Origin of the sequence: Pseudomonas putida (assembly GCF_026625125.1) — a bacterium.
GTDB classification, from domain to species: Bacteria; Pseudomonadota; Gammaproteobacteria; order Pseudomonadales; family Pseudomonadaceae; genus Aquipseudomonas; species Aquipseudomonas putida_X.
This window is the reverse complement of sequence record NZ_CP113097.1, coordinates 2,174,266-2,189,551: the sequence shown is the minus strand read 5'-3', so window position 1 is coordinate 2,189,551 and position 15,286 is coordinate 2,174,266. Positions and strand designations below refer to the sequence as shown.

The 15,286-nt window shown below is 62.7% G+C and carries 11 protein-coding genes; 9 read left to right on the top strand and 2 right to left on the bottom strand.

The window, feature by feature from the left end:
- The first annotated feature begins 61 nt into the window (after positions 1 to 61).
- Positions 62 to 3,769 carry a methionine synthase gene (gene metH / locus OSW16_RS09935; protein WP_267822684.1) on the top strand — a complete coding sequence of 1,236 codons (3,708 nt, stop codon included), beginning with the start codon at positions 62 to 64 and terminating at the stop codon, positions 3,767 to 3,769.
- Between the two features lie 75 nt (positions 3,770 to 3,844).
- A complete protein-coding gene (locus tag OSW16_RS09930; RefSeq protein WP_241803351.1) occupies positions 3,845 to 4,063 on the top strand; it encodes a DUF2970 domain-containing protein in 219 nt (72 codons plus the stop codon).
- Between the two features lie 266 nt (positions 4,064 to 4,329).
- Here the strand turns inward: OSW16_RS09930 and OSW16_RS09925 are convergent, their stop codons facing one another.
- Positions 4,330 to 5,406 carry an ABC transporter substrate-binding protein gene (locus OSW16_RS09925; protein WP_267822681.1) on the bottom strand — a complete coding sequence of 359 codons (1,077 nt, stop codon included), beginning with the start codon at positions 5,404 to 5,406 and terminating at the stop codon, positions 4,330 to 4,332.
- A 215-nt stretch (positions 5,407 to 5,621) separates the two neighbouring features.
- On the opposite strand from OSW16_RS09925, the gene OSW16_RS09920 reads away from it, so the two are divergent.
- From OSW16_RS09920 to OSW16_RS09890, 7 genes are all read left to right on the top strand, one after another.
- Complete coding sequence (locus OSW16_RS09920) at positions 5,622 to 7,274, top strand: nitrite/sulfite reductase (protein ID WP_241803349.1); 1,653 nt, start codon at positions 5,622 to 5,624, stop codon at positions 7,272 to 7,274.
- Complete coding sequence (locus OSW16_RS09915) at positions 7,258 to 7,752, top strand: DUF934 domain-containing protein (protein ID WP_241803348.1); 495 nt, start codon at positions 7,258 to 7,260, stop codon at positions 7,750 to 7,752. The genes OSW16_RS09920 and OSW16_RS09915 overlap by 17 nt, the downstream gene beginning before the upstream one ends.
- Positions 7,753 to 7,988: 236 nt before the next feature.
- Positions 7,989 to 8,792, top strand: a complete 804-nt coding sequence (dkgB, locus tag OSW16_RS09910; protein ID WP_267822677.1) for a 2,5-didehydrogluconate reductase DkgB — start codon at positions 7,989 to 7,991, stop codon at positions 8,790 to 8,792.
- Positions 8,793 to 8,866: 74 nt separating this feature from the next.
- Positions 8,867 to 10,048 (top strand): MFS transporter, encoded by a 1,182-nt coding sequence (locus tag OSW16_RS09905; RefSeq protein ID WP_267822674.1) that lies wholly within the window; start codon positions 8,867 to 8,869, stop codon positions 10,046 to 10,048.
- A gap of 122 nt (positions 10,049 to 10,170) precedes the next feature.
- Positions 10,171 to 10,635, top strand: a complete 465-nt coding sequence (locus tag OSW16_RS09900) for a DUF1348 family protein (RefSeq protein ID WP_267822672.1) — start codon at positions 10,171 to 10,173, stop codon at positions 10,633 to 10,635.
- A gap of 160 nt (positions 10,636 to 10,795) precedes the next feature.
- Entirely contained in the window at positions 10,796 to 12,709 is a 1,914-nt protein-coding gene (locus OSW16_RS09895; protein WP_267822670.1) for a tyrosine-protein phosphatase, read from the top strand.
- 195 nt (positions 12,710 to 12,904) lie between these two features.
- The gene (locus OSW16_RS09890) at positions 12,905 to 14,014 is read left to right on the top strand and encodes a hypothetical protein (protein WP_267822667.1); all 1,110 of its coding nucleotides are present in this window, start codon (positions 12,905 to 12,907) and stop codon (positions 14,012 to 14,014) included.
- A gap of 57 nt (positions 14,015 to 14,071) precedes the next feature.
- Here OSW16_RS09890 and OSW16_RS09885 read toward each other — a convergent pair whose 3' ends face one another.
- Positions 14,072 to 15,049 (bottom strand): AraC family transcriptional regulator, encoded by a 978-nt coding sequence (locus OSW16_RS09885; RefSeq protein ID WP_267822665.1) that lies wholly within the window; start codon positions 15,047 to 15,049, stop codon positions 14,072 to 14,074.
- Positions 15,050 to 15,286: the final 237 nt, after the last annotated feature.

Below are 15,286 nucleotides of genomic sequence, written 5' to 3'. Positions count from 1 at the left end.
AAACCGCGCAGCTTTGTTATGATTCCGCACCTTCTGATATTTGCCCGACCAGGTAGTTCCTATGTCCGACCGCAGCGCTCGTCTCCAAGCACTCCAGCACGCACTCAATGAGCGCATCCTGATCCTCGACGGCGGCATGGGTACTATGATCCAGAGTTACCGCCTCGAGGAACACGACTATCGTGGCACGCGCTTCGCCGATTGGCCAAGCGATGTAAAAGGTAACAACGACCTGCTGCTGCTCAGCCGCCCCGATGTCATCGCTGCCATCGAGAAGGCGTACCTGGACGCCGGCGCCGATATTCTGGAAACCAACACCTTCAACGCCACGCAGATTTCCCAGGCCGACTACGGCATGGAGTCGCTGGTCTACGAGCTGAACGTCGAGGGCGCGCGCATCGCCCGCCAGGTGGCGGATGCCAAGACCCTGGAAACGCCCGACAAACCGCGTTTCGTTGCCGGCGTGCTCGGCCCCACCAGCCGCACCTGCTCGATTTCCCCAGACGTCAACGACCCCGGCTACCGCAACGTCACCTTCGACGAGCTGGTGGAAAACTACATCGAGGCCACCCGCGGCCTGATCGAGGGTGGCGCCGACCTGATCCTCATCGAGACCATCTTCGACACGCTCAACGCCAAGGCGGCGATCTTCGCCGTGCAGCAGGTGTTCGAAGATGACGGCATCGAACTGCCGATCATGATCTCCGGCACCATCACCGATGCCTCGGGCCGCACCCTGTCCGGCCAGACCACCGAAGCGTTCTGGAACTCGGTACGCCATGCCAAGCCGATTTCCGTTGGCCTGAACTGCGCACTGGGGGCGAAGGACCTGCGCCCTTACCTCGAAGAGCTGTCGACCAAAGCCGACACCCACGTGTCTGCCCACCCCAATGCCGGCCTGCCGAACGCCTTCGGCGAGTACGACGAAACCCCGGCCGAGATGGCTGCGGTAGTCGAGGAGTTCGCAGCCAGCGGGTTCCTCAACATCATCGGCGGTTGCTGCGGTACCACCCCCGGGCACATCCAGGCCATCGCCGAGGCCGTGGGCAAATACAAACCACGCCAGATTCCGCAGATCGCCAAGGCCTGCCGGCTGTCGGGCCTGGAGCCGTTCACCATCGATCGCCAGTCGCTGTTCGTCAACGTCGGTGAGCGCACCAACATCACCGGCTCCGCCAAGTTTGCCCGGCTGATCCGCGAAGAGAATTACACCGAAGCGCTGGAAGTCGCCCTGCAGCAGGTAGAGGCCGGTGCTCAGGTGATCGACATCAACATGGACGAAGGGATGCTCGACTCCCAGGCTGCCATGGTCCGTTTCCTCAACATGATTGCAGGCGAGCCAGACATCTCTCGCGTGCCGATCATGATCGACTCGTCCAAATGGGAGGTGATCGAAGCGGGCCTCAAATGCATTCAGGGCAAAGGCATCGTCAACTCGATCTCCATGAAAGAGGGCGTCGAGCAGTTCAAGCATCACGCTCGCCTGTGCAAACGCTACGGCGCGGCCGTGGTGGTGATGGCCTTCGACGAGGTCGGCCAGGCCGACACCGCCGCCCGCAAGAAGGAAATCTGCCAGCGCAGCTACGACATCCTGGTCAATGAAGTCGGCTTCCCGCCGGAAGACATCATTTTCGACCCCAATATCTTCGCCGTCGCTACCGGCATCGAAGAGCACAACAACTATGCCGTGGATTTCATCGAGGCCTGCGCCTACATTCGTGACCACCTGCCCTATGCGTTGAGCTCGGGCGGCGTGTCCAACGTGTCGTTCTCGTTCCGCGGCAACAACCCGGTGCGCGAGGCGATCCACTCGGTGTTCCTGTTCCACGCCATCCGCAACGGCCTGACGATGGGTATCGTCAACGCTGGCCAGCTGGAGATCTATGACGAGATCCCGGCCGAGCTGCGCGAGCGGGTCGAGGACGTGGTGCTCAACCGCACGCCTGAAGGTACCGATGCGCTGCTGGCCATCGCCGATGATTACAAAGGCGGGGGTGCCACCAAGGAAGTCGAAAACGAGGCCTGGCGCTCACTGCCGGTAGGCAAGCGCCTGGAACATGCGCTGGTCAAAGGCATCACCGCACACATCGTCGAAGACACCGAGGAGTGCCGCCAGCAATGTGCGCGCCCGATCGAAGTCATCGAAGGGCCGCTGATGAGCGGCATGAACGTGGTTGGCGACCTGTTCGGTGCGGGCAAGATGTTCCTGCCTCAGGTGGTCAAGTCGGCGCGGGTGATGAAGCAGGCCGTGGCCCACCTGATCCCGTTCATCGAGGCCGAAAAAGGTGACAAGCCCGAAGCCAAGGGCAAGATTCTCATGGCGACGGTCAAGGGCGACGTGCACGACATCGGCAAGAACATCGTCGGCGTGGTCCTGGGCTGCAACGGCTATGACATCGTCGACCTCGGCGTGATGGTACCGGCAGAGAAGATCCTGCAGACCGCCCGCGACGAGAAGTGCGACATCATCGGATTGTCCGGCCTGATCACGCCGTCACTGGACGAGATGGTTCACGTTGCCCGCGAAATGCAGCGCCAGGGCTTCGCGCTGCCGTTGATGATCGGCGGCGCCACCACGTCCAAGGCCCACACGGCGGTCAAGATCGAGCCTAAGTACAGCAACGATGCAGTGATCTATGTGACCGACGCCTCCCGCGCGGTAGGTGTGGCCACCCAGTTGCTGTCCAAGGAGCTCAAGCCTGACTTCGTTGAAAAAACCCGCCTGGACTATGTCGACGTGCGTGAGCGCACTGCCAACCGCAGTGCCCGCACCGAGCGCCTGAGCTATGCGCAGGCAGTGGCGGCCAAGCCGAAGTACGACTGGGCCGCTTATCAGCCGGCCGCCCCTGCCTTCACAGGCGTCAAGGTGCTGGACAACATCGACCTGCGCACCCTGGCCGAGTACATCGACTGGACGCCGTTCTTCATTTCCTGGGACCTGGCCGGCAAGTTCCCACGCATCCTCACCGATGAAGTGGTGGGTGAAGCGGCGACCTCGCTGTACAACGATGCTCGCGAGATGCTCGACAAACTGATCGACGAAAAGCTGATCAGCGCGCGCGCCGTGTTCGGTTTCTGGCCTGCCAACCAGGTTGCCGATGACGATATTCAGGTCTACGGCGACAATGGTCAGACCCTCGCTACGTTGCACCACCTGCGCCAGCAGACCATCAAGCCCGATGGCAAGCCGAATTTCTCCCTGGCCGACTTCGTCGCGCCAAAGGACAGCGGCGTCACCGACTACATGGGGGGCTTCATCACGACCGCCGGCATTGGTGCCGAGGAAGTGGCAAAGGCTTACCAGGACAAGGGCGACGACTACAGCTCGATCATGGTCAAGGCCCTTGCCGACCGCCTGGCCGAGGCGTGCGCCGAGTGGCTGCACGAGCAGGTGCGTAAAGAGCACTGGGGTTATGCGCGTGACGAACACCTGGACAACGAAGCACTGATCAAGGAACAGTACCGCGGCATCCGTCCTGCCCCAGGCTACCCGGCCTGCCCGGACCATACCGAAAAAGCCACGCTGTTCCGCCTGCTCGATGGCACGGCCATCGGTGAAACCGGCCCCAGCGGTGTGTTCCTTACCGAGCACTTCGCCATGTTCCCGGCCGCCGCGGTCAGCGGTTGGTACTTCGCTCACCCACAGGCGCAGTACTTTGCCGTGGGCAAGGTCGACAAAGACCAGATCGACAGCTACAGCACACGCAAGGGCCAGGATGTCAGCGTCAGCGAGCGCTGGCTGGCACCGAACCTGGGCTACGACAACTGACCTGTGCGGGGCCGCTTAGCGGCCCCATCTTCCATCTACACTGTCCCTGATTGCCTCTTGAATAGCGGAGCCAACATGGACGATTCCAGCCAAGGCAAACCTCCTACCTTCTGGCAGATGCTGCACAGCATCCTCGCCGCCGCACTGGGCGTACAGAGCGGTAAAAACCGCGCGCGCGACTTCACCCATGGCAAGGCCAGCCATTTCATCGCGCTCGGCGCACTGTTCACCTTGGTGTTCATCCTGGTCCTGATCGGCCTGGTACAACTGGCGCTGCACCTGACCGCCCGCTGAAACGCAACCCGCCCGCGCAATTCCCTTGCGCGGGCGGCTCAGGTTGCATCATGGTCTGGAGCCAGGGCTATTGGTGGCTGACCCAGTACACGGCAGTGACCACCACCAGGACGATCAGGCAGAGGATCGCCCAGGCATCGACGCTGCTGTCAGCTTTGCGGGCCTTGGTTGTATTTCCCATTGCATTGCCTCTTGTAGTGGTTATGGGAATGCACTTCACAACCAGCAGTTAAGACGAGCAATGCCCTTCTCTCAAGCAGGGTTTTTCAGTAGTCGACAGGTGACGTGAGGAAGGGGTAACGGTAAGCAGGCGGGCGCCCTTCGGCGCTGAAGCGCTTGAAGTCCACACCAAAGTCGTCCTGCTCCGCCAGTTTGAGCCAGCGCTTGGCCTTGAGCGGATCGACCGACTGCAAAACAGGCAGCACATGGTCGCGCTTTGCGTCCCGAGCGATATCCACACCATGGGCATCGTCATGCAGCATGACCATGGCCCAACCGCCGAGACTGAAATGCCCACCCATCAACACGCCCAGGCGCCCATCGATGCGCGCGCGCAAGGCCTCGGGGGAACTGTTGATGGCGCTGAACACCACATCTCGTCCAGGCTTGCGCCCCGCAGCTTCAAAAGCGCGCATGGCGCCGAACGCCATTTCGTCGTTGGCCGACCACACCAGTTGGGTACCCGGGTAGCGCTGCAACAACTGCTGCGCCTGTTCAAAGGCGCGCTGCCGGTCCCAGCCGCCGTAAACCACCTGCCGCAGTCGCACCTGAGGGAAGTCGGCCAGGGCGCGGCGCATGCCTTGTTCACGCAACTGCGAGGCGGGCGTGGTCTTTATCCCGGCGAAAGCTACCAGGTCCACAGGCGCGTTACTGCGCGGCAGCAAGGCGACCATCTGGTGCAGCATCTGGTAGCCGGCCTGCTCGTCATTGGCCGTCAAGGCCCCCAATAAAGCGCCGTATTTTGCGGGCTGAGCCTCAATACCGCTCGCCTGGCTGGCAGTCAGCCCGTTGCTGACCAGCAACAGCTTGACCTCGCTACCTTGCGCCAAGCGGAGGATTTGCGGCGCAACGTATTGCTCGTTGACCAGCACCAGGTAGTCCGGGCGCTGCGGTCCCTTGAGCACAGCCCGCGCCTGACCAAGTGCACGCTCGGCGTTGCGTGCGCCGTATTGCACCTGCAGCGTCATGCCCAAGTCGTCAGCGGCCGCCTGCATGAAGCGCGAGTAGCTGGCCCAGAACGTCTCACCGGGCAGCCCCGGGTTGAGGAACACCACCGAAGCGGCCTGAGCGCTGGCTGCCAGCGGCAGGCTCAGGCACAAGCTGTAGCACAATGCCTTGAGCATGCGGTTACATCCTTACCAACAAACCCACGAGTATAAACCTGCGGCACTGAGTGACGGACAAATGCCAGTCAATCTCACTTAGTTCGTTTGGTTCTTTTCATATGCAAAAACATCACTTTAGCGCATAAACGCAACCTGATATCGTTTCCCCGCTCCGAACCGGAGTGCGCGGCCGTGCGCGCGAATAGCTGCATGCAGCCTGAGACAGGACTTTTATGTACGTATACGACGAGTACGATCAGCGGATCATCGAGGACCGCGTCAAGCAGTTCCGTGATCAGACCCGCCGCTACCTGGCCGGTGAGCTGAGCGAAGAAGAATTCCGCCCTCTGCGCCTGCAGAACGGCCTCTATATCCAGCGTTTCGCCCCGATGCTGCGCGTCGCCGTGCCCTACGGCCAGCTGAACGCCCGCCAGGTCCGCACCCTGGCCAAGATCGCCCGCGATTACGACAAGGGCTACGCCCATATCTCTACCCGCCAGAACGTGCAGTTCAACTGGCCGGCACTTGAAGATATTCCAGACATCCTTGCCGAACTGGCCACCGTGCAGATGCACGCGATCCAGACCAGCGGCAACTGCCTGCGCAACACCACCACCGACCAATTCGCCGGTGTGGCCGCAGACGAAGTCATCGACCCGCGCCCCTGGTGCGAAATCGTTCGCCAGTGGACCACCTTCCACCCAGAGTTCGCCTACCTGCCGCGCAAGTTCAAGATCGCGATCAACGGCTCGAAGGAAGACCGCGCTGCCATCGAAGTACACGACATCGGCCTGGAACCGGTGCGCAACGCTGCCGGTGAGCTGGGCTTCCGTGTGCTGGTCGGTGGTGGCCTGGGCCGCACCCCGGTGGTCGGTTCGTTCATCAATGAATTCCTGCCGTGGCAGGACCTGATCAGCTACCTGGACGCCATCCTGCGCGTGTACAACCGTTACGGCCGCCGTGACAACAAGTACAAGGCGCGGATCAAGATCCTGGTCAAGGCCCTGACCCCAGAGGTGTTTGCCGAGAAGGTCGAGGCCGAAATGGCCCACCTGCGTGGCGGCAGCACGACCCTGACCGAAGAAGAAGTGCAGCGTGTTTCGCGCCACTTCATCGACCCGGACTACCTGGCCCTGGACAACGTCGACTACAGCGCCCAGGACGCCGAGAACCCAGGCTTCGCCCGCTGGCGCTCGCGCAACACCCGTGCCCACAAGCGCCCTGGCTACGTGGCCGTGACCCTGTCGCTCAAGCCCACCGGCGTTGCCCCGGGAGACCTCACCGACAAGCAGCTGGACGCCGTGGCGGACCTGGCAGAGCGCTACAGCTTCGGCTTCCTGCGCACCTCGCACGAGCAGAACATCATTCTTGCCGACGTCGAGCAGCGTCAGCTGCATGCCCTGTGGCTGGAGCTGCGCGAAGGTGGTTTCGCCACGCCGAACATCGGCCTGCTGACCGACATCATCTGCTGCCCGGGCGGGGACTACTGCTCGCTGGCCAACGCCAAGTCGATCCCGATCGCCGAATCCATCCAGCGCCGCTTCGACGACCTGGACTACCTGTTCGACATCGGCGAGATCGATCTGAATATCTCCGGTTGCATGAACGCCTGCGGCCACCACCACGTCGGGCACATCGGTATCCTTGGCGTGGATAAGAAGGGCGAGGAGTTCTACCAGGTGTCCCTGGGTGGCAACGCCGCACGTGACGCGAGCCTGGGCAAGATCCTCGGCCCGTCCTTCGCCCAGGATGACATGGCCGACGTGATCGAGAAGCTGATCGCCGTGTACGTTGAACAACGTACCGAGGAAGAGCGTTTCATCGACACCTACCAGCGTATCGGCATCGACCCCTTCAAGGAACGCGTCTATGCAGCGAATCATTAAGAACAACCAGATCGTCGACGAAACCTGGCACCTGCTGCCCAAGGAAACCACGATCGACGAGCTGACCAACTGCGACGACTACATCGTCCCCCTGCAACTGTGGCGTGACCATGCCCACCTGCTCAAGGCCCGCGACGGTGGCCTGGGCGTGTGGCTGGACAGCGATGAACAAGCGGAAGAGATCGGCGACGACGTGCAGCACTTTCAGGTCATCGCCCTGAACTTCCCGGCCTTCACCGACGGGCGCAACTATTCCAATGCGCGCCTGCTGCGTGACCGCTACCAGTTCAAGGGCGAGCTGCGCGCCATCGGCGACGTGCTCCGTGACCAACTGTTCTACATGGCCCGCTGCGGTTTCGATGCCTTCGCCATCCGTGCCGACAAGGACCCGGAAGATGCCCTGCAGGGGCTGAAGGACTTCTCGGTGACCTACCAGGCCGCCACCGACGAGCCGCTGCCGCTGTTCCGCCGCCGTTGATCGTCACTCGGCATGGCCACCGCAGGGTGGCCGTGCCTGCCTGCCCCAGCAAAGGTGTTTACCGCACCTGATTCACGAGCCAGCGGATGATTCGTGACTTCAGCGCAAAAGACCTTGGCATTGCCCCGTCTTAATCAACGCCTGCAAAACCCCCACACTGCTCCCCATTCGAACGACTTGGGCACCCGGGCACCTAAGCTCTGGCTCAACCCCAATCACTCAGCAGGAGCAGCCCCATGAGCATTCCATCCTTCGGCCTTGGCACCTACCGCCTCACCGGCCAGGCCGTCATCGATTCGGTCAAGTCGGCCCTGGCGCTGGGCTATCGGGCCATCGACACAGCACAGATCTACAAGAACGAAGCCGACGTCGGCCAGGCCATTGCCGAAAGCGGCGTAGCGCGCAGCGAGCTGTTCATCACCACCAAGATCTGGGTCGACAACTATGCTGCAGACCGGTTGGTCCCCAGCTTGCGCGAAAGCCTGGCCAAACTGCGCACCGACTACGTCGACCTGCTGCTGATCCACTGGCCAGCCCCAGGGAATGGCATCGAACTGGCCGAATACATGAGCGCCATGGCCGACGCCAAGAAACTCGGCCTGACCCGCCAGATCGGCGTGTCCAACTTCAACATCGAACTCACCCGCCAAGCCATCGACGTGGTCGGCCAAGGTGAAATCGCCACCAACCAGGTGGAGCTCAGCCCCTACCTGCAAAACGCCAAGCTGGCTGCCTACCTCAAGGACCAGGGCATCACCGTCACCTCGTACATGACCCTGGCCTACGGCAAAGTGCTCAAGGATCCGGTACTGGCCGAGATCGCCAGCAAGCACAAGGCCACCGTCGCCCAGGTGGCCCTGGCCTGGGCCATGCAGCTGGGTTACGCAGTGACCCCCTCCTCCACCAAGCGCGAGAACCTGGCCAGCAACCTGCTCGCCTGCAGCCTGAAACTGGATGCCGAGGACATGGCGCGCATCGCCTCGCTCGAGCGCAATGGCCGTGAAGTCAGCCCGGATAGCCTGGCGCCCGCCTGGGACTGATGAACCCTGCAGGTCGGCACCGGCCCGTTCCCGGCCGGTGCGACTGCTCATTGACCTTTCAATCGGAGCTCCTGATGAGCACGCTTTCCCCAAAACGGGTTCTGTTTGCCCTGGCGATTGGCGCCTTCGGCATCGGCACTACCGAATTCACCCCGATGGGCCTGCTGCCGGTGATCGCCCAAGGCGTCGAAGTCAGTATCCCCAGCGCGGGCATGCTGATCACCGCCTATGCCATCGGCGTAATGGTCGGCGCACCGATCATGACCCTGCTGTTCAGCCGCTTTGGCAAACGCGCCGCACTGATGGCGCTGATGGCCATCTTCACCCTCGGCAACCTGCTCTCGGCACTCTCGCCGGACTACTACACCCTGCTCGCGTCGCGGCTGGTCACCAGCCTCAACCATGGTGCTTTCTTCGGCCTGGGCGCGGTCGTGGCCGCCAGCGTGGTTCCCAAGGACAAACAGGCCAGTGCCGTGGCGACCATGTTCATGGGCCTGACCATCGCCAATATCGGCGGTGTGCCTGCGGCGACCTGGGTCGGCCAGCAAGTCGGCTGGCGCATGGCCTTTGCCGGTACTGCAGTGCTCGGCCTGCTGGCCATGGCCGCCCTGTGGTACGCGCTGCCCAAAGGTGAGCGTGGCAGCGTGCCCCACGTGCGCAAAGAGCTGGCGGTCATCGCCCGCCCCAGCGTGCTGCTGGCGATGGCGACCACGGTGCTTGGCGCCGGCGCCATGTTCACCCTGTACACCTACGTAGCACCGGTACTGGCGGCGCTGACGGGCGCTTCAGACAGCTTCATCACGCTGGGCCTGGTGCTGATCGGTGTCGGCTTCACCTTGGGCAACAGCCTGGGTGGGCGCCTGGCCGACTGGTCGCTGGACGGCGCTGCGCGCATCTTCCTCGCCACCCTGGCGCTGATCATGTTGCTGATGCCGCTGGTACTGGGCAGCCACATCGGCGCCGCCATCGCGCTGCTGGTCTGGGGCGTGTTCACCTTCGCCGTGGTGCCGCCCTTGCAGATGCGCGTCATGACTGCCGCCATAGAGGCACCAGGGCTGGCATCATCGATAAACGTCGGCGCCTTCAACCTTGGCAATGCCGTTGGCGCGGCCCTGGGTGGTGCGGTGATCAGCCTGGACCTGGGTTATGCAGCAGTGCCCATGGCGGGCGGCGTGCTGGCGGCGGTGGCCCTGGTACTGGTATGGCTGGGCGGGCGCGGCAAGGCTGCCGACAAGGCCCTGGGCGCTGCGGTCTAGGCACTGGCGGGGCGCTGCATTGTTCCACCGGGCGCAATTATGAAGTGCCCGTCGCAGCCATTCCCCACCCTGCAGCGGGGGCAGTACTCTCCTCTACGCCAACCACCGCCAAGGAGTTACCCATGTCCCGCCCTCCGTTGCCGCCATTTACCCGCGAAAGCGCCATCGAAAAGGTCCGCCTGGCCGAGGATGGCTGGAACAGCCGTGACGCCGCCAAGGTATCGTTGGCCTACACCCCCGATACCGTGTGGCGTAACCGCGTCGAGTTCCCTCGCGGGCGTGCCGAGGTTCAGGCCCTTCTGACCCGCAAGTGGAACCATGAACTGGAGTACCGGCTGATCAAGGAGCTGTGGGCATTCACCGACAACCGCATTGCCGTGCGCTATGCCTACGAGTACCGCGACGACAGCGGCCAGTGGTTCCGCGCCTATGGCAACGAAAACTGGGAGTTCGCCGCCGATGGCCTGATGCACAACCGCCATTCGAGCATCAACGAGCAGCCCATTGCCGAAGCGGACCGCAAGTTCCACTGGCCCCTGGGGCGCCGCCCGGACGACCATCCGGGGCTCAGCGAACTAGGGCTCTGACCACCCGGCCGGGTGCCTGACTGCGGCCGCAAGGCCAGACAGAACACGCAGGCCCCGGCCAGATCGCGCAGGCTTTTGCGTGCAGCCTTGATATGTAACATTCAGTTTCATATTGCCCACGGAGAGTGGCCACACCACATACCCCTCCGAGGCCTCTGCCGTGCTGCAACGTCTGTTCTGCTCCCTGCCCATGCTCACACTCGCAATCTCCGCCGCTCATGCCGCCGATGCGCTCGATACGCCGCGCCTGGCTGGCATTGACAACTTCCGCGACATCGCCGGCACCACATCGGCGTACGGCACAAGCCATGATGGGGTGATGCGCAGCGGCGTGTTCTATCGCAGCAATGCCCTGACCCCCACTGCCGCTGACCTTGCCGTGCTCAACGGCCTTGGTATCAGCGATGTATACGACTTGCGCACCCCAAGCGAAATCGCCGCCACGCCCGACACCCTGCCCGCTGGCGCCAGCTATACCAACATCGACATCATCGGCAGCACCACCTCGGGCGCGGACATCACCAACATGTCGTTCACCAGCGCTGCCCAGGCACGCGCCATGATGCAAGAGACCAACCGCGCCTTCGTCAGCGATGCCGGCATGCGCGGGCAATTCTCGGTGCTGTTCAATGAACTGGCCAACGCCGACGGCGCCGCCTTGTTCCACTGTACCGCGGGCAAGGACCGTACAGGCTGGACCGCCGCCGTGCTGCTGAGCATCGCCGGCGTGGACGACGCGACGATCATGGACAACTACCTCGCCACCAATGACTACACCGCCGCCCGCGTGGCGGCCACACTGGCATCCATGCCGGCCAGCATGGCCGAAGTCTACGCCCCGCTGCTGGGCGTCGAGGCCAGCTACCTGCAGGCCGGCCTGGATGAAGTGACTGCCGCATACGGCAGCATGGACAACTACCTCAAGCAAGGCCTGGGGCTTACCCAGGAAACGATCTATGTGCTGCGCGGCAAAATGGTGCGCTATGGCACGTTACCCGGTGAAGCTGGCCTGCTCGGTAACGCCGCGGCGGGCGCGCAACTGCTGCGCCAACTGCAGGACACGTCGCTGTCAGGCACCTACAGCGCCTACAACTATTACCTGCAGTCGGCCATCGATGCCGGCACGCTGGGCGGCGTGGCGTCCACCGTGGGTGGACAGGTGCATGCCGATGCGGCCAGCTACCTGCTGCGCCTGGGCGCCCTGATCGACCGCGCCGCCGCGCCCTTCGCCGACGGTACCGACCTGAAGGTTGGCCAGTCGCGCCTGTGGAGCAGCGCCTTGGCCGGTTACCTGGGCACCGACGGCTCCTCCAGTGCCGCCAGCAGCAACGAACACAGCCAAGGCCTGATGATCGGCATGACCCAGCGTTTCTCCGAGCAGCTCAGCGGCCACGCAGGTTTCGGCTACAGCAGCGGTAACGTTGGCGGCGCAGGTGGCGAGGTTGATACGGACCTGACTTTCCTGAGCCTGGGCGCCCGCTTCGCGCCGGGCGGCCTGGAACAAGGCCTGTTCATCGACACCGATGCCAGCGCCGGCTACCTCGACTATTCCAGCAAGCGCGACCTCACAGGCGGCCTGGGCACGGCCAAAGGCGACAGCCACGGTACCCTGGCCGGTGCCAGCCTGGCGGTGGGCTATCGCCTGAACAACAACCGCGTGGTGCTGGAGCCGAGCCTGGGTGTACGCATCAGTCACGTGGACGTGGCCGGGTTTAGCGAAAAAGGCAGCGAATTGGCGCTAGAGGTGGACGACCTGCAGCAGACCCGCCGTAGCGCGATGGCCAGACTCGAGGCGTCCTTCATGCCGTTCAGCATGGGCCGTTGGCAGTTGGTGCCCGGCGTGCAAGTGGGCTATGAGCATGCGCTGGGCGACCACGAGGTCGAAAGCGAGGGCCACTTGCTGGGGCTGGATATCGAGCAGCGCGCCGCCTTCGACAATCGTGACCAGTTCAACGCTGGCGTGAGCCTGATGGCCAACCTTGGCGCGCTGAGTATTGGCGCCGATCTAGCGGCGTTGGGCGGCGGTGACAGCCATGGGGCCAGTGGCAGCCTGAAAGCCAGCTACGCGTTCTGACAGTTGCCGGGGCTGCCGCGTGGCCCCCACGGCTGCACCGCCCCGATTCTTGAGGGTGTGCCTACTGGCCAAGATGCCAGCCCCTTCAATGGCGGTCATGTCGAACAGCTACTGCCAAAAATGCCAGTTTCCGGTCTCGCTTGCCGCGATTACGCTTTGCTGCGCAACCTTCCCATTCCCACAAGGACAGTGCCCATGGAAAAGCGAGCAATCATCACGCTGGTAGTCGGCTTGGCCAGTGCAGCGCCTCACGCACCGGCAGCTGAGCTGCCAGGACGCATCGCGGCCATCGAACATCACACGGCGGCGTGTTTTGCCCCTGGAACCCCCGTCAACTGTGAAGTGTCGGCAGTGGTTGAAAGCAATGAAAAACTGCTCTTGGCCAACGACAAACGCTTGCCCGCCCCAGGCGGGCCAGCCCTGTTCACGCTTGACATCGAGCAGGGCAAAATCAGTGGTGAGCCTACCGTGCTGCCTGGGAAGGCATTAAGAGAAGCCGATAAATACGAGGCACTGACCAAGACGCTGGATGGCCGCTACATGATCGCCAGCACCGCCTTCAACAAAGCCAGCACCGACGAAGATCCGAGCAGCGACATTCTCAACACGCTCCTGTACTGGCCCGTGGACGACCCTGAGGCGGTAAAGCTCCTGTCGCCCACATCGCGCAGCGGGGTCACAAGCTCGATCTCACTGCGCAAGCAGATCAAGGATGCGATTGGCGCGTCTTACTATCAAATCGAAGCAATCACCATGGCGCCGAGCGAGCCGGTGAAGGCAAAAACAGCAGACGGGCAACTGATCATCGGCATTCGCAGGCACGGAAACGACAAAACTGACGCGCATTTCGGCTTCACACTCATCTCAGCGCATGTGAAGTTCAAAGATGGAACCCTAGCGCTTGTGGAGGCGTTCAAATCCGTCCAGAACTTCAACGTCCAAGCCCAAGGCCACACAGTCGGGCTGTCCGGCATCGAGTATGACCGGTTCAACAAAGACAGGCTTTATGCGGTTACCAGCTACGAGGAAAAATCCGTTGATGCTGCGAACAAGCCAATTACCAACATAGGCGGGTTTCTATGGATCGTACCGTTTGCAGCGGGTAAGCCAGGCACGCCGCAACTGGTGACCCGCGAAGACGGCTCCACACTGAGGTTCAGCAACAAGCCCGAAGGTGTCGAGGTGCTGGATGCACACCAGATAATCGTTGTTCACGACGATGACCGGGTTGAGGTGAAAACCTCCGAGGCGGGCATCGAACGGGGTGCCAATGAGTTCGCCTACAGCAAGATCAGGTTCCCTTGAGCGCATCCAGTGCAGGCAGCGCGTTATCTGATTCGCAGCACGGCCCACTGCCGCAGGTCATGGGTCATGCCTGCGCCTGACCTGTGCCGGAGGCAAACCAAACGCCGCTTTGAAATACTGGGCAAACCGCCCCGCATTGGTGAAGCCGAAGCGTAACGCCACCTGCTCCACCGACGTACCCTGCTCGCTTGCCAGCACCTGACGCGCCTGCTCCAGCCGCACCTGCCGCTGATACCCGACTATCGAAGTGCCCGCAAACCGTCGAAAGCCCTCCTGTAACGCCCGCACGCTGACATTGGCCAAGCCAGCCAACTCGCTGCTACTGCTCAGCCTCGCGGGATGTTCACGGATATAGGCCATGGCCAGTTTCACATGGCGCGGCGCTGGCAATGGAGCCGGCCTGTGCAGCGCTTCGCGGTAATTGTGCGGCCAGGCTTGCAGCAGTGCGTCGACCAGCATTTCCTGCAACCGCAGCGGCATCAGCAGGCCGGTATTGATCAATTGATCGAACTCAGTGCCCGTGGCCAGTTCGAGCAAGGCACGGATGCCCTGGAAGCCTGGCGCGGCAAGGTCCACTACCGGCGCGAAACGTATCGGGGCAGCCAAGGGCCGCTCCAGCAGTGCCGACAGCCGCTCGGCAAATACGCCCCGGCGAATCGACATGCCACACTGGGCATGATCATCGGCGATGCGTACCGAGCGTATCTCGAGCTTGTCGACAGCGAGCCCGACCTGCGCGCCGCCGATTGACTCGCCGCGATGGTCGAAGATGATCTTGCCTGCAGTAGGCAGCACGAAGGTGATTTCGTCCTGCGGGCTGGGCAGGACGATGCGAAAGTCACCCTGGTAATGCAGGCGCCTTACGCTCATGCCCTCGAAGCGGCCATACACCCCGCTGATGGAAATACCCTCGCCCAGTGGCGGTACGTCGGCATACAGGTTGCCGTAGAGCTGTGTGAACAAGGCGCCGAAATCATCGCTGTGCATGTCGGCGCAACGGAGCAGGAAGGGCTTGCGAGGCGTGGCGGGGTGCACCGGATGGCTTTCCTTTTGCCGCGGGACGGGACCGGCACGCTAGCAGGCATTCGTGACACAGGCATGACACCCGAAGCCCCGGCAATCCCTAGAATCCGGACTATGCTTGAACCAGCCCGGTAGCAGGAGCAACCCGGCCAGCAGCTATGGACGATTGCATCGGTGTCGGCGCTTTTCATTCATGTGCACGGGCGAGCCACCGCCCGACTTGTCCACTGGCCACCGCACCCTGCACAT

Coding starts and splice junctions, on each gene's coding strand:
- OSW16_RS09930 (WP_241803351.1), top strand. CDS start 3,845: ATGGACGATTCCAGCCAAGGCAAACCTCCTACCTTCTGGCAGATGCTG.
- metH (WP_267822684.1), top strand. CDS start 62: ATGTCCGACCGCAGCGCTCGTCTCCAAGCACTCCAGCACGCACTCAAT.
- OSW16_RS09920 (WP_241803349.1), top strand. CDS start 5,622: ATGTACGTATACGACGAGTACGATCAGCGGATCATCGAGGACCGCGTC.
- OSW16_RS09905 (WP_267822674.1), top strand. CDS start 8,867: ATGAGCACGCTTTCCCCAAAACGGGTTCTGTTTGCCCTGGCGATTGGC.
- OSW16_RS09915 (WP_241803348.1), top strand. CDS start 7,258: ATGCAGCGAATCATTAAGAACAACCAGATCGTCGACGAAACCTGGCAC.
- OSW16_RS09890 (WP_267822667.1), top strand. CDS start 12,905: ATGGAAAAGCGAGCAATCATCACGCTGGTAGTCGGCTTGGCCAGTGCA.
- OSW16_RS09900 (WP_267822672.1), top strand. CDS start 10,171: ATGTCCCGCCCTCCGTTGCCGCCATTTACCCGCGAAAGCGCCATCGAA.
- OSW16_RS09925 (WP_267822681.1), bottom strand. CDS start 5,406: ATGCTCAAGGCATTGTGCTACAGCTTGTGCCTGAGCCTGCCGCTGGCA.
- dkgB (WP_267822677.1), top strand. CDS start 7,989: ATGAGCATTCCATCCTTCGGCCTTGGCACCTACCGCCTCACCGGCCAG.